The following is an 18,038-nucleotide window of genomic DNA, read 5'->3' on the forward strand; positions in this document are numbered from 1 at the left end:
CCCGCCGCCGCTCGTTATCGTCCTTCTCATGCTGCGCGATTCCGGGAGGCGTCTCCCAGGTCCCCGACGAGCCCGCCTGCCGCTGCTGGCGGGCTTCGTCGCGTTCATGGCCGCGCTGCCCCTGGCGGCCGCCTCCGCGGGCCCTTCCGGCTCCGCGGCGCCACTGATCGCGCGCACCTCCGACGGTGTCGTACGCGCCCTGGGCGCCGGTCCCGCGGACCGTGCGCCCGGCGCCCGCCGAGCGGCCGGCTCCCCGGACTCGGCGGGCGCGGCGGGCGCCGCGGGCGGGCGGGACTCGGCGAAAGCCGGATCCGCGGGCCTTGACGGTGCCGGGAGGAGCGCGGGACCGGCCGGGTCGGCGGGCGGGGCGGGACCGAGGAGCGGGGCGGACGCAGCCGGGGCCGCGGGAGCGTCGAGGGGCGCGGGAGCGTCGAGGGGCGCGGGAGCGGCCGGGTCGGGCTCCGCCGACGGCGCGTCGTCCGCGTCGCGGGGCCGGGACTCCTCGGGCGCTCCGGGATTCGTCCCGGGGCTCGCCGTCACGGCGGTGTGCGGCCCCGAGCTGACCGCGCCCGAGGGCGTCGAGGCCCAGACCTGTGTGCTGACGCGCGGGCGCGACACCTGGGCGCGCACGTACTACCGGAACGCGACCGGTGCTCCCCTCACGTCCGTGCTGACCCTCATGGGACCGGCCGACCGCACGGTCCTGATGCACTGCTCCACGGGTGCCGACGACGAGCCGGGGATGTGCGAGACATCGAGGGAGCGCACGGCCGGGGACGCGCGGGCGTACACGGCGGTCGCGGAGTTCGCGGAAGGCGCCGACGGGCCGCTGCTGCTTCGCTCAGGGAGCAACTCACCTGTGCGGTAAGGGCGTTGAGGCCGACTGCGCCGGCGGTCCCGGATTCGGGAATGAGAAGACCCGGTTGCTGGCGACGGGGGATGCACCAGCAACCGGGCTACTCGAACGGTAACAAGAGATCGGCGGTTCGCAAATTCGATCTCGGCTATTCAGACACCGACTCTGCTCTTCCGACCGGGAGTTGTGACAGGAGTCACCTGGTCCGGCGGCCTGTCGTCCTGCTGACCGGTCGGTCAGCAGGAGGCGGCGGACCGGCGGACGTCAGCTGAGAGTGACCTGGCGGTTGGTGAGACCGCCGCGCGCCCGGCGCTCGTCCGGCGTGAGCGGGGTGTCCGCGGCCAGCGCGTCCGCGAGGCGCTCGGCGAACTCGGCGGCCGGCTTCTCCACGTCCTCGGCGGTGACGCCGGTCGGCAGGTCCCAGACGGGCACGGTGAGGCCGTGGGCGCGGAACGAGCCGACCAGGCGGGTGCCCTCCCCGAGGCTCGACCGGCCCGCCGCGTGCAGCCGCGCGAGGGCGTCCAGAAGCTGCTCCTCCCCGTGGGGCATGACCCAGCGCAGGTGGTTCTTGTCCGGCGTCTCGCACCAGTAGGCCGCGTCGACACCGGAGAGCTTCACGGTCGGGATGGCGGCGGCGTTGGCCCGCTCCAGGGAGGCGGTCACCTCGGTGTTCGCGTTCTGCGCGTCCGGGACCCAGAACTCGAAGCCTTCGTGCACAACTGGCTCGAACGGGCCTTCGGGCGTGAGCAGGTCCTGGAGCCGCGGCCCGTCGGCCGGGGCGCGGCGGCCCTGGACCGGGTTGCCGGGCTCCGAGGTGAGCGCGCGCTGCAGGGTGTCCGCCAGGTCGCGGCTGATGTCGCCGGACGCCGTGTCGTTCTGCAGGCCGATCAGGACCGAGCCGTCCTCGCGGCGCAGCGCGGGCCACGCCATGGGCAGCACGGTCGCGAGGGTGACCGACGGGACGCCCTCCGGGAGCCCCTCCTTCAGGTGCAGCTCGACGGTGGCCGCGGGCACCAGCTCGCGCAGCGCGACCCAGTCGCACTCGCCGGCCAGTCCCTCGAAGGGGCGGTGGACCAGCTCGGTCACCGCGTGCGCGGCGGCGCGGCCGTGGCAGGCCTTGTAGCGGCGGCCGCTGCCGCACGGGCAGGGCTCACGTGCCCCGACGACCGGGATTTCTCCATCCTTCAGCTGCGGCTGCTTGGCCTTCGTCTGGGGTCGCTTCTTGGCCATCGTGGATGTCTCCCGGTTACGGCTCGACTCGTACAGGGCGCGAGCCTATCCGCTTGTACGGGGACCGACGGGACCCTGTGGACAACGTGCCGCGTCGCGGCGGGAGCGGAGCCGCGGGTTCGTCCCGCAAGCGGGTCGTGCGTGCCGGTGCGTCCCGTTGTGCGCGGAGCCTCCGCCGCCGAGCCGACGGGGTGGCCGGGAGTGCCCCGCATCCCTGCCGTCCCGTGCGGTCGCGGACGTCCGTCCCGAGCCGGTCCTGGTGGCTCGGGACGTCCGCGACCGTGCCCGTCGGGGTCGCCGGGGCGTCCACGGGTGGGCGGGCGCGTCCGGATGAAGAGGGCTTTCCGCCGCGCCGCCGGGGGCCGGGGCGTCCACCGGCGGGCGGGCCGTGCTCGTCGCGGTCAGCGGGGCGTCCACCGGCGGGTCTGTTCGGTCAACGCGGGCGGTCCGTCGTGCCCCGTCAGGTGACCGGGGCGTCCACCGGCGGGTCTGTTCGGGTGAGACGGGCGGTCCGCCGTGCCCCGTCAGGTGACCGGGGCACCGTGGCGCCCGCGGCGCTCCTCAGTCCAGGCCGTCGAAGGCGTCCCCGAAGTCCAGGTCGGGCATCGCGGACACCGACTGGGCCGGTACGCGGGGCGCGAAGTCCTCGCGGCGCGGCCCGGCGGCGTCCTTGTGCACCACGACCCACACCGTGACCTCGCCCAGGGTGTCGTCCCGGACGCCCCATTCGACGGCGAGCGCCGTGATGATGTTCAGCCCCCGACCGCCGCGCGCGGTGACCGAGGGCGTGGCCGGAACCGGTCGGGTCGGACCACCCCCGTCCGTGACCTCGACGGTGAGCCCGCCGGTCGGGTCGACGTGCCACGCGGCCCGGACGTCGCCGTCCCCGGCCAGGGCGTCACCCAGTGGCCTGCCGTGCCGGCAGGCGTTGCTCAGCAGTTCGGAAAGGATCAGCACGGCATCGTCGATGACCGATTCCGCCACACCGCCGGTGCGCAGCTGAGCCCGCATCCGGTGTCTTGCTTCCCCCACGCCCGCAGGGCCATGGGGTACGGCCATGCTCGACGACGTGGGCACCTCCTGTGCCACCACCAACGCCACCCCCGAGACCTCCTTCGCCCCACGCCACGGTGTGGATGCCCCTCCGGGCTGGACCGGAAACCGGCCAATGCACGTGCAGTGACGCACTCGTAACGATCGAATACGGAGCGAACGCGCCGGAGCACTCCCTGTGACCGCCCGGCGGGAACGCGCCGTCGTGGCCGGACGGGCGCGGTCCGCGCCCGTCGTGCGGGGAGGAGACCGCAGGTCAGCGGCCCAGTCGGTGCAGTACCGCGGACGGGCGGTTGGTGATGATCGCGTCGACGCCCAGTTCGACGCAGAGGTCGATGTCGTCCGGTTCGTTCACCGTCCACACATGGACCCGGTGCCCCGCGCGCTTCAGGCGCGCGATGTACGCAGGGTGACCGCGGACGATCCGCATCGAGGGCCCGGCGATCCCCACGCCGGCCGGCAGCCGTCCGTCGCGCAGCCGAGGCGAGACGAACTGCAGCAGGTAGACCGTCGGCAGGGCCGGCGAGGCGAGATGGACGCGGTGCAGCGAGCGCGCGGAGAAGCTCATGACGCGTACGGGGGATTCGGCGGCCGAGGGCGGGGAGTCGAGGCCGAACCGCTTCAGCAGGGTCAGCAGGCGCTCCTCGACCTGCCCCGCCCAGCGCGTCGGGTGCTTCGTCTCGATGGCGAGTTCCACACGGCGGCCGGCGTCGGCGACGAGTTCCAGCAGCCGCTCCAGAGTGAGGACGGACTGCTCCTCCCAGGACGGGGGGCGCCGCTGCTCCCAGTCGGGGGCCTCGTCACGGTTCTTCCAGGAGCCGAAGTCGAGGGCGGCGAGATCGGCGAGCTCCAGGGCGGAGACCGCGCCGCGGCCGTTGGAGGTGCGGTTCACGCGGCGGTCGTGGACGCAGACGAGATGTCCGTCCGCGGTCAGTCTCACATCGCACTCCAGGGCGTCGGCCCCGTCCTCGATGGCCTTCCGGTAAGCCGCCAGTGTGTGCTCGGGGGCTTCCTCCGAGGCTCCGCGGTGGGCGACGACCTGGATCTGGTGCTGTCGTGCGTGGGTCACCGCGTCATGGTGTCACCGTGAATGGGTAGGCGTGAGGCGGTGACCCAGGACATGCAATCGTTTTGTCGTACGTGTCCGATATAAATAGAGATCCCGGAGTCACAGGGACCGCTTATGGCGCCCTGACGTCCCGTGGGAAAAGCTGACGGCATACAAAAGCACATGCGTAACTGCATCGTGCCGGTTCCTGATCGTTCGCGCAGGGGGCGTATGACCCCGCACGACTGAACGTGACCGGAAGTGACCTGACTGAACAGCCGTGGATCGAGAGGAAGAGCTGTGAGCACCGAGAACGAGGGCACTGCGGTACCCCCGGCCCCGTCTGCACCCCCCGTGCCGGTGGACACCTCCGCTGCTTCCGTGCCTCCGGAGCAGGCGCCCGGGCCGGGTTCCCACGGGGCGGCGCCGGCCGGCCACGACTGGCCCGCCCCGACGCACGAGGCGCACTCCCCGCAGGGCGCGCCGACCGCCACGCTGCCCCATGTGCCCCCGGGCGCTCCCGAGGGCGCGGGTCCGGCACCCGAGGGGGGCGCGTGGCCGCCTCCCCCGCCGCCCACCCCCTCGTACTCGGGCGGTGGAGGCTCAGGGGACGGCTGGGGCTCGTCCTACCAGCAGCCCGCGCCGAAGTCCGGCGGCGGTCGCGGCGGCCTCGTCGCCGCGGTGCTGGTCGCCGCGCTGATCGCCGGCGGTGTCGGCGGCGGCATCGGCTACTGGGCCGCGGACCGCAACGACGACTCCTCCGGCTCGACGACGGTCTCCGCCCCCAGCGGCGGCGGCGACCTCAAGCGCGACCCCGGCACGGTCGCGGGTGTGGCCGCCACGGCCCTGCCGAGCACCGTGACCATCGAGGCCGAGGGCAGCAACGGCGAGGGCGGCACGGGCACGGGCTTCGTCTTCGACACCCAGGGCCACATCCTCACCAACAACCACGTCGTGGCGGAGGCCGTCGAGAACGGCAAGCTCTCGGCGACCTTCTCGAACGGCAAGAAGTACGACGCCGAGGTGGTCGGCCACGCCCAGGGCTACGACGTGGCGGTCATCAAGCTCAAGAAGGCGCCGGCCGGACTCAAGCCGCTGCCCCTCGGCAACTCGGACAAGGTGGCGGTCGGCGACTCGACGATCGCGATCGGCGCCCCCTTCGGCCTGTCGAACACGGTGACCACGGGCATCATCAGCGCGAAGAACCGCCCGGTGGCCTCCAGCGACGGCAGCTCCGGCAGCAAGGCGTCCTACATGAGCGCCCTGCAGACCGACGCCTCGATCAACCCGGGCAACTCCGGAGGTCCCCTCCTGGACGCCAAGGGCTCGGTGATCGGCATCAACTCCGCGATCCAGTCCACCAGCGGCGGCCTCGGCGGCACCAGCCAGTCCGGTTCCATCGGCCTGGGCTTCGCGATCCCGGTCAACCAGGCGAAGAACGTCGCCCAGGAGCTGATCAGGACCGGCGAGCCCGTCTACCCGGTGATCGGCGCCTCGGTCTTCCTGGAGGAGGGCACGGGCGGCGCGAAGATCACGGAGCAGGGTGCGAGCGGCTCCGACGCGGTCACTCCCGGCGGCCCCGCCGACAAGGCGGGCCTGAAGCCGGGCGACGTCATCACCAAGCTCGACGACCGGGTGATCGACAGCGGTCCCACCCTCATCGGTGAGATCTGGACCCACAAGCCGGGCGACACCGTCGAACTGACCTACACCCGCGACGGGAAGCAGCAGACCGCCGAACTGACCCTGGGGCAGCGCAAGGGCGACAGCTGACCCGTTACTCTTGACCCCGCGCCGATCTCCGGACGGCGCGGGGTGGGTTGCCCGAGCGGCCTAAGGGAACGGTCTTGAAAACCGTCGTGGCAGCGATGTCACCGTGGGTTCAAATCCCACACCCACCGCAGGTGAACGGCCCCCGACCGGATGGATCGGTCGGGGGCCGTTCCCATGCCCGCCGCGGAGAGGACTCGCGGCTTCCTCCAGCAGCACCCCTCCAGGAGCCTCCGGCCGGCGGACGCCCATCTCAACCACCCGAGATGCCGCAGTCCTTGGCAGGTACGCGGGCGAGTTCACACGCGGCCGCGTCCTCCTGGCCCACGGAGGGGTGCTGCTGGAGATGCGCCGCCGTCGCGCCGGACGTGCCGTTGCGCCGCGCCGCCGGCTCCGGGGCCTCCCCGCAGGCGGAGCCGTCCGGCCCGGTACGCCGGACGGGGTGCCTCTCATGTGAGAGGCACCCCGTCCGTTCGCGCCCTGCCTTGTCCTGTGTCCTGGTCCGGCCGTCTCCGTCCGCGGTCAGTGCGTGCGGCCGACCCGCAGTCGGGTCCACGAGCCCCTCGTCATCCTTCTCCCGTGGCTCCACGCGCTTCGTCGGCGGTGAGGGGGACCGCGTCCTTCGACGAGCCCCTGCGGGCGGCCGACCGGGTCAGGGCCCACGCCACCAGGGCGGTGACCAGGCTCGCCGCCGCGGCGACCAGGCCGGTCGTCGCGCTGACCGATTCGATGGTGGCGGTCACGGGTACGGCCTCGCCCTCCCCGTCCGAACCGATGGGGTGCACACCCCACTCGTCGAAGAAACTGAGCAGTTGGCTCATGCCGAACATGGCGAGCGACACTGCGAACAACTGACCTGCGACGCCCCAGAGGCGGCTGCTCTTCATCCGCAGGACGGTACAAGAGAGCCGCCCCCGAGGGCGATGGGGGTCGTTGATTTTCTCGGTGGGTCCGCGGCTCCGCCCCTGTCGGCGCCTCAGCTCTCCTCCGGTACGGAGCCGGGGCCCGCGTCCGGGTGGCGTGGTGTCATGCGGGACGCCGAGACGATCGTCGAGCGGGCCTCGCGTTCGGTGAGGCCCGTGCGGACGGCAGCGGCGACGAGGGCCTCGGTGAGTTCCGGGCCGAGTCCGTTCTCGTACGCGCGGCAAGCGGCCCAGAACAGCCGGGTGTTGCGCTGCCCCTCGTGCGCGGCGAGGACGAACTGGACCAGTCCCTGCCCGTGCCGGTCCGCCGCGAGGAGCGCGGGCTGCCGGTTGCGGGGCGGTGGCATGAGCAGGGGCAGCAGCGAGGCCGGACAGCGGGCGGGCGCGAGATGGGCGGTGCCCGGCGCCGTGCCGTAGACGCCGTGCCCGGTGCGGGACCCCGGTCCGACCAGGTAGCCGCCCGCGCCGCGGATGTCGATGCCGGGGGCCAGCCGGCTCGCGGAGTTGGGGACGACGATGCCGGGCGGGCCGCTCAGCCAGACGTGGCGACCGCCGCTGGGGGTCAGGACGACGACCGTCTCGGGGATCGTGAACAGGTGGCGCAGGGCCAGTTCGCGCAGGGCCGCCGACGAGTCCGTACCGGATTTGGTGTCGAGGTCGATGCCGATGAGGCGGTGCGGCTCCAGGCCGCAGGCGATGCCGTAGCCGGTGGCCCAAGGGGCGGCGGCGAAGAGTTCGCGGATACGTCGTGGGTCGGTCGAGGCGTCGTACACCCCGTGCCCGAAGCGCCCGCACTCCCCGTGGCAGAGGGGCGCCGCCGGGTCGTCGCGGTGGGGTGAGCGCAGGGCGGGGAGCTTGGTGCGGGACAGCGGGATGACCGCCAGCCCGCGTTCGGCGGCGGACAGGGCGTGTGCGAGGGCCAGCGTCGTGGCCTGCCGGTCGATGGTGGCCATGGCTCTATTTTCGTACGAGTGTTCGAGAAAGGGAAGAGGTCCGGGGTCCTGAAGCGGGAGTGGGCCGAGTCGCGTCGGGGTGCGCGCGGATGGGGCTCGGGGTGCGCGCCGAGAGGGTGCGGAGAGGGCTGGGGCGCATGCCGGGAGGAGCGCGGAAACCGGCCTCGCGGGGACGGCCGGGGAAGCCACCGGAACGCTTCGCCCCCACCGCGGCGCACGGGATCGAGGCGTCCGCGCCGCCCTGAACCCGCACGGGATCGACGCGTCCACGTCGCGCTGAACCGCGAGTTCGTGCCGGTTGAGGGGTTTATCGACATGTCATCACGCTTGCGAGCGAATCGCGGCTTCCGGGGTGGTTCACCGGGGTTCCGTGGGCAACTCTGATCTCGCGACGTCGAGACGGACGCCGGGGCGGTCGGCCGACCACCCGGGAGCAGGTCCTGCCCGGCCGGCCGGTCCACGGCCGGTGCGTACCACCGCTTCTGGAGGAGCAGACATGGCACGCATCCGTACGGGCCGCGCTCGCGCCGCCCTCGACCTCGTCGAACTGCGGTGAGCCGGCGGCCGTCGGGGACTGGAGACCCCCGGCGGTCCTGACCTCCCTGGTGGGGGTGCTTCAAGGGTCGTAACGCGTCCGCGCGGCGGTACTCCGGTACCGCCGCGCGGACGTTTGCGCTGTCCGGCGACCCGGTCGCGGCCGGTGCGGACCCGATGCCCCCGGGGCTCACGACCTTGACAGGGAAAGGTATCTGACGGACAGTCAGAAATCATCCGTCGTACGAGGTCCGGGAGGGCCGTCGTCGTGCATCTCGCCCCCACCGAGCGCCAGCGGCGGCTGCGCGCCGAACTCCGCGCCTACTTCAGGGACCTGATGCCGGACGGGCCTCCGTCCGCCGGTTCGGAACGCCATCGGGCGCTGCTCCGCAGGATCGGTTCCGACGGATGGCTGGGCCTCGGCTGGCCCGTCGCGTACGGGGGCCAAGGGCGCGGCGCGGACGAGCAGTTCGTCTTCTTCGACGAGGCGTACCGGGCGGGCGCCCCGGTCTCGATGGTCACGCTGAACACGGTCGGACCGACGCTCATGCGGTACGGGACCGAGGCGCAGAAGGACTTCTTCCTGCCGAGGATCCTGCGCGGGGAGGCCGTGTTCGCCATCGGCTACAGCGAACCGTCGGCCGGTACGGACCTGGCGGCACTGCGCACGCGGGCCGTGCGCGTACGCGACGGGGGCGACGGCGGAGAGGACGGGGGCGGGGGCGGGGGCGGAGAGGACGGGGGCGGAGAGGACGGAGAGCGGCAGTGGCTCGTCGACGGGCAGAAGGTCTTCACCTCCAACGCCCAGCACGCCGACTGGATCTGGCTCGCCTGCCGTACGGACCCCTCGGCGCCGAAGCACCGGGGCATCTCGATCCTGCTCGTACCCACCGACGCCGCCGGGTTCTCCTGGACGCCGATCGAGACCGTGGGCGGCCAGACCACGACGGCCACGTACTACGACGGCGTCCGGGTCCCGGCGGACAGCCTCGTCGGTGAGGAGAACGGCGGCTGGGAGCTGATCACCGGACAGCTCAACCACGAGCGGGTCGCTCTCGCGGCGATCGGTATGCAGGCCGAGGACTTCTACGCGGCGGCGCTCACCGCCGCCCGTACGCCCGATCGGGTGAATGGCAGACCCAGGACCGACGAGCCGTGGGTGCGTTCCAGACTGGCCGAAGTGCATGCGCGACTGGCGGCTACGCGCCTGCTCAGCTGGCGTCTGGTGGGTGATGTGGAGGCGGGCGGTCCGGCGCCGGGCGAGGCGAGCGGCGTGAAGTTCGTGGGAACCGAATCGGCAGTCGCGGTGTACCGGATGTGTCAGGAAGTCGTCGGATCGGACGCGCTGGTCCGGGCCGGTTCGCCGGGTGCGTTCGGGGACGGCGAGCTGGAGCGGATGAACAGGGCGGCGCAGATCAACACGTTCGGGGGCGGGGTGAGCGAGGTGCAGCGGGAGATCGTCGCGACCATGCGGCTCGGGATGACCAGGGGGCGGCGGTGAGCCGGGCGCCGGGCACGGGGGGCGGGAGCGAAGGCGGCGGCGCCAGCGCGCGGGGGGACGACCGGGAAGCCGGCCGCGGTGAGGGGGACCGGGGCACGCCCGAGGAGCTGTACGCGCGGCTGAAGGCGTTCGAGGGGCGTGCGGGGACCGTCGGGGGCGTGGGCAAGGACCTGGTCAACGAGCCGATGATCCGGCACTGGTGCGAGGCGATGGGCGACACGAACCCGGCCTACGCGGGGAAGGACGCCGTGGCGCCGCCCACCATGCTGCAGGCGTGGACGATGGGGGGCCTGTCCGGGCACGAGGGGCGTTCGCACGCGTACGACGAGCTGCTGCGACTGCTCGACGGCGCGGGGTGCACGTCGGTGGTCGCCACCGACTGCGAGCAGGAGTACCTGCGGCCCCTGCGGCCCGGGGACGAGGTCACCTTCGACGTGGTGATCGAGTCGGTCTCGGAGCGCAAGACGACCGGGCTCGGCACCGGGTACTTCATCACGACCCGGATGGACGTGCGCGCGGCGGGCGAGCCCGCGGGGACCCATCGCTTCCGGATCCTCAAGTACGCGCCGGCGGGGCGGAGCGCGCGGCGGGGGGAAGCGGGACCGGCGGCCGGCGCGGGGACCACGGACCGCTCGGAGGTCGGTGGTTCGGGGGGCGGCGGTTCGGGGGGCGGCGGTTCGGAGGGGAGTCGTTCGGAGGGTGCCGAGGGCGGCAAGGGTGCCAGGGGTGACCGGGGTGCCAGGGGTGACAGGGGTCCGTCCCCGGTGAGGCGGCCCCGGCCCGTCGTCAACCGGGACAACGCGGGCTTCTGGGAGGGCGTGTCCCGGCACCGGCTGCTCATCCAGCGCTGCGACGGATGCGGGACGCTGCGCTTCCCCTGGCTGCCGGGGTGCAACGCGTGCGGCTGCCCGGACTGGAGCACGGTCGAGGCGTGCGGCGAGGGGACCGTCCACTCGTACGTCGTGATGCACCATCCGCCGTTCCCCGCTTTCGCCGAGCCCGATCGGGCCACCGGTCGGCCGGGCCCGTACGCGGTGGCGCTGGTCGAACTCGCCGAGGGCGTACGGATGATCAGCAACGTGGTGGACGTGCCGTACGACCGTGTGCGGATCGGGATGCCCGTGCGGCTCCTGTTCCGGCGCATGGACGAGGAGCTGGAGCTGCCGGTCTTCCGGGCGGCCGGGGAGCGGGGGCGCTGACATGGACTTCACGCCCACGCAGGAGCAGTCCGCGGCCCGCGGGCTCGCGGCCCGGATCTTCGGCGACCTCTCCACGCACGAGCGGCTGACCGCCGTCGGCACCGGCAGCGACGCCGAACTGTGGAAGGCGCTGTGCGAGGCGGGTCTCGTCGCCGCGGTCCAGGACACGGGGCTGCTCGGACTGGTGCTGCTGCTGGAGGAGCAGGGGCGGACGACGGCACAGGTGCCGTTCGCCGCGAGCTGTGTGTACGGGCTGCTCGCCGTCTCGTCCCACGGGTCCCCGGAGCAGCGGGAGCGGCTGCTGCCCGGCATCGGTGACGGGACGGCGGTCGTGGCGGGTGCCGTGTCCGGAGCCCGTGTTCGGGAGTCGGCGCCGGGGCGGCTGAGCGGTGCCGTCCCGGTGGTGCCGTGGCTGCGTGACGCCACGCACGTCCTGGTCGCGGACGAGGGACGCGCCCTGTGGCTGGTGCGGACGGCCGACGCGCGGTGCGACCGCGTGGAGCTGACGGCACCCTGGTCCGCGGGGCGCCTGACGCTCGACGCGACACCGGCGGAGCGCCTCGGCGGTCCCCTGCCCCGGAGTGCGGCGGGAACCTTGCCCGGTCCTCGGTCCGACGGCCCGACCAGGGGATCGGGCGGCGAGTCCTGCGGCGACGCGGCCCTCACCCATTCGGCGGGCGGCGCGGGCGCGTACGACGACGTGCTGGCGAGCGCGCGCATCGCCTTCGCGGGGCTGCAGGCCGGGGTGTGTGCCGGAGCCGTGGCCAGGGCGGTCGCGCACACCACGACCCGCGAGCAGTTCGGCAGACCTCTCGCGGCGAAGCAGGGGGTCCAACTCCGGGCAGCCGACGCGCACATGGACACCGAGGCGATACGGGTCACGGCGTACGAGGCGGCCTGGCGGCGGGACGAGGGGCTGGACTTCGCCGGGCACGCGCTGACGGCCGCCTGGTGGGCCTCGGAGGCGGGGCACCGGGTCGTCCACGCCGGGCAGCATCTGCACGGCGGCACCGGCGCCGACCTCGACCATCCCGTGCACCGGCACTTCCTGTGGGGCCGGCAGCTGGAGTCGTACCTCGGATGCGGGAGCGAAGTGCTGCAGGAACTCGGGGAGTTGATCGTGCGGGGAGAGGTGGACGGATGAGCGCCGAGGCCGGACGGACGGTGCGGGCCGGGGACGAGCTGCCACCGCTGGAGATCGAGATCACCCGCACGCTCGTCGTCGCCGGGGCCATCGCCTCGCGCGACTACCAGGACGTGCACCATGACGCGGAGCTCGCCCGGCAGCGGGGTGCGCCGGACATCTTCATGAACATCCTCACGACCAACGGACTCGTCGGGCGCTACATCACCGACCACTTCGGGCCCGCCGCCGTGCTGCGCGGGGTGTCCATCAGGCTGGGGGCACCCAACCATCCCGGGGACACCATGGTGCTGACCGGCACGGTGGAGGACGTCCGCGGCGACACCGCGAGGGTCCGGGTCGTCGGGGCGAACGGGATCGGCCGGCACGTCACGGGCACGGTGACCGTCACCCTGCCCGGCGCCGGGGCGGCGCAGGAGCCGGTGGCCGGGGCGGAGGCGGGTCGCGCATGAGCGTCCGGGGGCGGGACACGCTGGGCGGGCGGGCCGCGGTCGCCGGCATCGGAGCCACCGAGTTCTCCAAGGACTCGGGCCGCAGCGAGCTGCGGCTGGCGGTCGAGGCGGTGCGGGCGGCGCTCGACGACGCCGGTCTGACTCCGGGGGACGTGGACGGGCTGGTGACGTTCACCATGGACACCAGCCCGGAGATCACGGTCGCCCAGGCAGCCGGCATGGGAGAACTGTCCTTCTTCTCGCGCATCCACTACGGCGGCGGGGCGGCCTGCGCCACCGTCCAGCAGGCGGCCCTGGCCGTGGCGGCGGGAGTCGCCGACGTGGTGGTCTGCTACCGGGCGTTCAACGAACGCTCGGGGCGGAGGTTCGGCTCCGGCGTGCAGCACCGCGAGCCGTCGGCCGAGGGCGCCGCGCTCGGCTGGGCGCTGCCCTTCGGGCTGCTCACGCCCGCGTCCTGGGTGGCGATGACGGCCCAGCGCTACCTGCACGCGTACGGGCTGACACCTGAGGCGTTCGGCCGGGTCGCCGTGGCCGGGCGGCGGTACGCGGCGACCAATCCGGCGGCGTACTTCCACGGCAGGCCGATCACCCTGGCCGACCACGCCGCCTCCCGGTGGATCGTCGAGCCGTTGCGGTTGCTGGACTGCTGCCAGGAGACGGACGGGGGGCAGGCGGTGGTCGTCACCTCCGTGGAGCGGGCCCGCGACCTGCCGCATCCGCCGGCCGTCATCACGGCGGCGGCCCAGGGCGCGGGCCGTTCCCAGGAGCAGATGACCAGCTTCTACCGGGACGACCTCACGGGGCTGCCGGAGATGGGCGTGGTGGCCCGCCAGTTGTGGCGCACCTCGGGCCTCACACCGGCCGGAATCGACGTGGGGATCCTCTACGACCACTTCACGCCGTTCGTGCTGATGCAGTTGGAGGAGTTCGGATTCTGCGGGCCCGGCGAGGCCGCGGACTTCGTCGCCTCGGAGCGGCTGCCGCTGAACACGCACGGAGGGCAGCTGGGCGAGGCGTACCTGCACGGGATGAACGGTGTGGCCGAGGGGGTGCGCCAGATCCGCGGCACGTCGGTGAACCAGATACCGGGCGCCCGCCGGGTGCTGGTCACGGCGGGGACGGGAGTGCCCACGTCGGGGCTGATCCTGGGTTCGGACGATCAGGGCTGACCCTCCGTTCGACGGCCGGGCCTGATGGCGGCGGGCTCGGGGGCTCGGGCGCCGGGGCCGACAGCCGGGGTCCGGGGTCCGAGAGCTGGGGCCAGGGGTCCGGGTTCCGACGATCGGGGCTGATTCCGGGACGGACGGATGAACGCGGCGCGTGTTGGGGACGGGACGCGCGGGCGGGCCCTTTCACTCGCCGTATGCGTTGGATGCGTCGTCACAGTGTGATCGTCGGACTCGGATTCGTACTGCTCCTGCTGGGGCAGACCGCGGCACCACCGGCGCAGGCCGGCCCTCGGGTGCCATCGGCCGCCGCCGACGGGGACGCCCGTGCGCCGGGCCTGAGCGCGGTCCCCGCGCCCCTCGTCTTCAAGGGCCGCGCATTCGACACCTGCCGGGCGCCGTCCGCGGACACGATGGGGCGGTGGCGGGCGTCGCGGTACCGGGCCGTGGGCGTCTACTTCGGCGGCCGCGGCAGGGCCTGCCGGAGCCAGCCGAATCTCAGCCACCGCTGGATGCGGAAGGTCCGGGCGCAGGGCTGGCGGGTGCTCCCGCTGTACGTGGGCTCGCAGGCGCCCTGTGTGTTCGCCCGGCACAAGCGGTCCGTGCGTATCGGGCGGCACCCCTGGCGGCAGGGGAGGTCGGAGGCGAGGGACGCGGTGCGCAGGGCCGGAGCGATCGGCATCGGCCGGGGGAGCGCGCTCTACCTGGACATGGAGGCCTACGCGTACCGGAGCAAGCGGTGCGCCCGCTCGACCCTCCGGTTCGTCCGCGGCTGGGACCGCGAGGTGCGGAAGCTCGGCTATCTCCCCGGGTTCTACAGCAGCGCCGAGTCCGGCATCCGGCACCTGGGGAACGCCCGGCGGGCGGGGGTGCGCGACCTGCCGTCCGTCATGTGGTTCGCCCGGTGGCGCGTGCGGGCCCGGGTGCTCGGGGAGCCCGCGCTGCTGCGGACCGGGTGGTCGTCGTCGCGGCGCATCCACCAGTACACGGGGAACGTGTGGGAACGGCACGGCGGCCGCACGCTCCTGATCGACCGCAACCTGGTGCACGCGCCGGTGGCCCGCATCCGCTGAGTCCTCCGCCGTCGAGGTGCGTATCCGCCGGGTCCGCCGCCGTCGGGGGTGCGTATCCGCCCGGTCCGCCGCTGTCGGGATGCGTATCCGCCGGGTTCCGCATCCGCCGGGTCCGGCCGCGCCGCAGTTCGTGCTGTGCCGTGCCGCTGTGCCGCCGTGCCGCCGTGCCGTGGCGCGGCTGCGGCCGTGGCATGCCCCGCCGTCCCCCGGTACTCCCCCGGGGCGCGGGCGCGCGGCGGTCGTGACGTGCCCGCGCCGCCGGGCGGCCCGGGCCCCCGCCCGGGGAGCCGTGTCTCAGGGGTGACCCTCAGGGGGGCGGGTCACCGCCTCCACCTTCAGTAGGTGGGGCCGGCCCCCCTCCTACAACCTGAGGCGGACACGGCTTCGGGACCTGCGGCCGATCCGCCGGAGTAGGGGTCGCTCCTAGCGTGGAGCCATGACCACACCCGTCTGCACCAGCGCTTCGAATGCCGCGACGCGGACCCACGCCTACCCGTCGTTCTCGTCGTACGTCAGGGCTCGCCAGCCGGTGCTGCTGCGTACCGCGCGCTCGCTGACCGCGAACCCGTGCGATGCCGAGGACCTGCTGCAGACCGCGCTCACCAAGACGTATGTCGCCTGGGAGCGGATCGAGGACCACCGGGCGCTCGACGGGTACGTACGCAGGGCGCTGCTGAACACGCGGACCTCGCAGTGGCGGAAGCGGAAGGTCGACGAGTTCGCGTGCGACGAGCTGCCGGAGCCGGAGGTTCCGTCGGCGGGGGACCCGGCGGAACAGCAGGCGCTCCACGACGCGATGTGGCGGGCGATCATGAAACTCCCCGCACGGCAGCGGGCGATGGTCGTCCTGCGGTACTACGAGGACCTGAGTGAGGCGCAGACCGCCGCGGTACTGGGTGTCTCCATCGGTACCGTGAAGTCGGCGGTGTCGCGTGCGCTGGGCAAGCTGCGGGAGGACCCCGAACTCGCCCCCGTCCGCTGACGCGACCGGCAGGCGCGGCCGCCTCCGGCGATCACCCCCGGCCCGGCACACTCCGCCCGGCACACCCCGCCAGGCACACCCCACCCGCGACGCCCCACCCGCACCACCCCGCCCGCACCACCCCGCCCGCCAGGCCCGACAGGTCAGCACAGGGGCGGGTCCGGGGGCAAGTGATCCCGCCCGTGACGTGATCGATCGCCCGGGACTAGTGACATACCGCGCGGTATGTGAGCAGAATCAGCGCAACCCTTACTACCGCGTAGGCAATGTCGCCCCGGGAGGACGCCGTGCTGAGCACGATGCAGGACGTACCGCTGCTGATCTCGAGGATTCTGACCCACGGGTCCACGATCCACGGTTCATCTCAGGTGATCACCTGGACCGGTGAGGGCGACCCGCAGCGGCGCTCGTTCGCCGAGATCGGGGCCCGGGCCGCCCGCCTGGCACACGCGCTGCGCGACGACCTCGGTGTCCGGGACGACGACCGCGTCGCGACGCTGATGTGGAACAACGCCGAGCACGTCGAGGCGTACTACGCGATCCCGGCCATGGGCGCGATCCTCCACACGCTCAACCTCCGGCTGCCCCCCGAGCAGCTCGTCTGGATCGTCAACCACGCCGCTGACCGTGTCGTGATCGCCAACGGTTCGCTGCTCCCGCTGCTCGCGCCGCTGCTGCCGCACCTGAAGTCGGTCGAGCACGTGGTCGTCTCCGGCCCCGGAGACCGCTCGCTGCTCGAAGGGGCGGCGGTCCAGGTGCACGAGTACGAGGACCTGATCGCGGACAAGCCGGAAAGCTACGACTGGCCGGAGCTGGACGAACGCCAGGCCGCGGCCATGTGCTACACCTCCGGCACGACGGGGGACCCCAAGGGCGTCATCTACTCGCACCGCTCCATCTACCTGCACTCCATGCAGGTCAACATGACCCAGTCCATGGGTCTCACGGACGGGGACACCTCCCTCGTGGTGGTCCCGCAGTTCCATGTGAACGCGTGGGGGCTGCCGCACGCGATGTTCATGACGGGCGTCAACGTGCTGATGCCCGACCGCTTCCTCCAGCCCGCTCCGCTCGCCGAGATGATCGAGAGCGAGCGGCCCACGCACGCGGCCGCCGTTCCCACGATCTGGCAGGGGCTCCTCGCGGAGCTCACGGCCAAGCCCCGTGACGTGAGTTCGCTGACGCAGGTCACCATCGGCGGCTCCGCCTGTCCGCCGGCCCTGATGAAGGCCTTCGACGCGCTCGGCATGCGCGTCTGTCACGCCTGGGGCATGACGGAGACCTCTCCGCTCGGCACGATCGCCCGGCCTCCGGCCCACGCGGTCGGTACGGACGAGGAGTTCGGCTACCGCCTGACGCAGGGCCGGTTCCCGGCCGGCGTCGAGGCCCGGCTGACCGGTCCCGGCGGCGAGCGCCTGCCGTGGGACGGCGAGTCGGCGGGCGAACTCGAAGTGCGCGGTCCGTGGATCGCGGGTGCGTACTACGGCGGTCAGGGCGCCGAAGTCCTGCGTCCCGCCGACAAGTTCAGCGAGGACGGCTGGCTGAAGACCGGTGACGTCGGCACGATCAGCGCCGACGGCTTCCTGACCCTCACCGACCGTGCCAAGGACGTCATCAAGTCGGGCGGAGAGTGGATCTCCTCGGTCGACCTGGAGAACGCCCTGATGGCGCACCCCGAGGTCGCCGAAGCCGCGGTCGTCGCCGTCCCGGACGACAAGTGGGGCGAGCGTCCGCTGGCCACCGTGGTGCTCAAGGAGGGGTCGGGCGCCGACTTCGCGTCCCTGCGCGCCTTCCTCGCCGAGGAGGGGAAGATCGCCAAGTGGCAGCTTCCGGAGCGCTGGACGATCATCGAGTCGGTCCCGAAGACGAGCGTCGGCAAGTTCGACAAGAAGGTCCTGCGTCGGCAGTACGCGGCCGGAGAGCTGGACATCACCCAGCTCTGACGGTGATCTGACGGCCTGTGGCCGGCAGACGAACGGGGCACTGTTTCACGTGAAACAGTGCCCCGCCCCATGCGCGCCCGCACTCGGCACGCCCGCCTGCTTGCAGCCCGACTGCCCGACTGCCCGCCGGCATCGCGGGCCCGCGCACCGGGGGGACGGGCGCGGAAACGGTCACAGGACCGGGACCGGGACCGGGACCGCTGAGCCGACC

At 73.1% G+C, this 18,038-nt stretch carries 15 protein-coding genes and 1 tRNA gene; 11 read left to right on the forward strand and 5 right to left on the reverse strand.

Features of this window, described 5'->3' with window-relative positions:
- Window positions 1-28: 28 nt before the first annotated feature.
- Window positions 29-868, forward strand: a complete 840-nt coding sequence (locus IE265_RS38570; protein WP_229916533.1) for a hypothetical protein — start codon at window positions 29-31, stop codon at window positions 866-868.
- 252 nt (window positions 869-1,120) lie between these two features.
- Here IE265_RS38570 and IE265_RS26195 read toward each other — a convergent pair whose 3' ends face one another.
- From IE265_RS26195 to IE265_RS26205, 3 genes are all read right to left on the reverse strand, one after another.
- A complete protein-coding gene (locus IE265_RS26195; protein ID WP_190038142.1) occupies window positions 1,121-2,086 on the reverse strand; it encodes a DUF5926 family protein in 966 nt (321 codons plus the stop codon).
- Window positions 2,087-2,647: 561 nt separating this feature from the next.
- The gene (locus IE265_RS26200) at window positions 2,648-3,274 is read right to left on the reverse strand and encodes an ATP-binding protein (RefSeq protein WP_190038143.1); all 627 of its coding nucleotides are present in this window, start codon (window positions 3,272-3,274) and stop codon (window positions 2,648-2,650) included.
- Window positions 3,275-3,395: 121 nt separating this feature from the next.
- On the reverse strand, window positions 3,396-4,208 hold the full coding sequence (locus IE265_RS26205; protein ID WP_190038144.1) for a glycerophosphodiester phosphodiesterase: 813 nt from the start codon (window positions 4,206-4,208) through the stop codon (window positions 3,396-3,398).
- Window positions 4,209-4,487: 279 nt separating this feature from the next.
- Between IE265_RS26205 and IE265_RS26210 the strand changes: the two genes are divergently transcribed.
- Both IE265_RS26210 and IE265_RS26215 read left to right on the forward strand, forming a co-directional pair.
- A complete protein-coding gene (locus tag IE265_RS26210; protein ID WP_190038145.1) occupies window positions 4,488-5,960 on the forward strand; it encodes a S1C family serine protease in 1,473 nt (490 codons plus the stop codon).
- A 41-nt stretch (window positions 5,961-6,001) separates the two neighbouring features.
- A tRNA-Ser gene (locus IE265_RS26215) sits at window positions 6,002-6,088 on the forward strand.
- 435 nt (window positions 6,089-6,523) lie between these two features.
- On the opposite strand, the gene IE265_RS26220 is transcribed toward IE265_RS26215, so the two are convergent.
- Both IE265_RS26220 and IE265_RS26225 read right to left on the reverse strand, forming a co-directional pair.
- Window positions 6,524-6,844 (reverse strand): hypothetical protein, encoded by a 321-nt coding sequence (locus tag IE265_RS26220; protein ID WP_190038146.1) that lies wholly within the window; start codon window positions 6,842-6,844, stop codon window positions 6,524-6,526.
- Between the two features lie 89 nt (window positions 6,845-6,933).
- Window positions 6,934-7,833: a bifunctional DNA primase/polymerase gene (locus IE265_RS26225; RefSeq protein WP_190038147.1), complete on the reverse strand. Its 900-nt coding sequence runs from the start codon at window positions 7,831-7,833 to the stop codon at window positions 6,934-6,936.
- A gap of 802 nt (window positions 7,834-8,635) precedes the next feature.
- Here IE265_RS26225 and IE265_RS26230 point away from each other — a divergent pair.
- The 8 genes from IE265_RS26230 to IE265_RS26265 all read left to right on the forward strand — a co-directional run bounded on the left by IE265_RS26230 (window position 8,636) and on the right by IE265_RS26265 (window position 17,827).
- The gene (locus IE265_RS26230; RefSeq protein WP_190038148.1) at window positions 8,636-9,868 is read left to right on the forward strand and encodes an acyl-CoA dehydrogenase family protein; all 1,233 of its coding nucleotides are present in this window, start codon (window positions 8,636-8,638) and stop codon (window positions 9,866-9,868) included.
- A gap of 107 nt (window positions 9,869-9,975) precedes the next feature.
- A complete protein-coding gene (locus IE265_RS26235) occupies window positions 9,976-11,067 on the forward strand; it encodes a bifunctional MaoC family dehydratase N-terminal/OB-fold nucleic acid binding domain-containing protein (protein WP_229916544.1) in 1,092 nt (363 codons plus the stop codon).
- A gap of 1 nt (window position 11,068) precedes the next feature.
- The gene (locus tag IE265_RS26240; protein WP_190038150.1) at window positions 11,069-12,211 is read left to right on the forward strand and encodes an acyl-CoA dehydrogenase family protein; all 1,143 of its coding nucleotides are present in this window, start codon (window positions 11,069-11,071) and stop codon (window positions 12,209-12,211) included.
- Window positions 12,212-12,231: 20 nt separating this feature from the next.
- Window positions 12,232-12,663 carry a MaoC/PaaZ C-terminal domain-containing protein gene (locus tag IE265_RS26245; protein ID WP_190038204.1) on the forward strand — a complete coding sequence of 144 codons (432 nt, stop codon included), beginning with the start codon at window positions 12,232-12,234 and terminating at the stop codon, window positions 12,661-12,663.
- On the forward strand, window positions 12,660-13,832 hold the full coding sequence (locus IE265_RS26250) for a lipid-transfer protein (RefSeq protein ID WP_190038151.1): 1,173 nt from the start codon (window positions 12,660-12,662) through the stop codon (window positions 13,830-13,832). Before IE265_RS26245 ends, IE265_RS26250 begins: the two co-directional genes overlap by 4 nt.
- A gap of 203 nt (window positions 13,833-14,035) precedes the next feature.
- Entirely contained in the window at window positions 14,036-14,902 is an 867-nt protein-coding gene (locus IE265_RS26255; protein ID WP_229916535.1) for a DUF1906 domain-containing protein, read from the forward strand.
- Window positions 14,903-15,338: 436 nt separating this feature from the next.
- Window positions 15,339-15,884, forward strand: coding sequence for a SigE family RNA polymerase sigma factor (locus tag IE265_RS26260; protein ID WP_190038153.1), 546 nt, complete (start codon window positions 15,339-15,341; stop codon window positions 15,882-15,884).
- A 266-nt stretch (window positions 15,885-16,150) separates the two neighbouring features.
- Window positions 16,151-17,827, forward strand: coding sequence for a long-chain fatty acid--CoA ligase (locus IE265_RS26265; RefSeq protein WP_190038154.1), 1,677 nt, complete (start codon window positions 16,151-16,153; stop codon window positions 17,825-17,827).
- Window positions 17,828-18,038 lie beyond the last annotated feature (211 nt).

Origin of the sequence: Streptomyces fructofermentans (genome assembly GCF_014651055.1) — a bacterium.
GTDB lineage: Bacteria > Actinomycetota > Actinomycetes > Streptomycetales > Streptomycetaceae > Streptomyces > Streptomyces fructofermentans.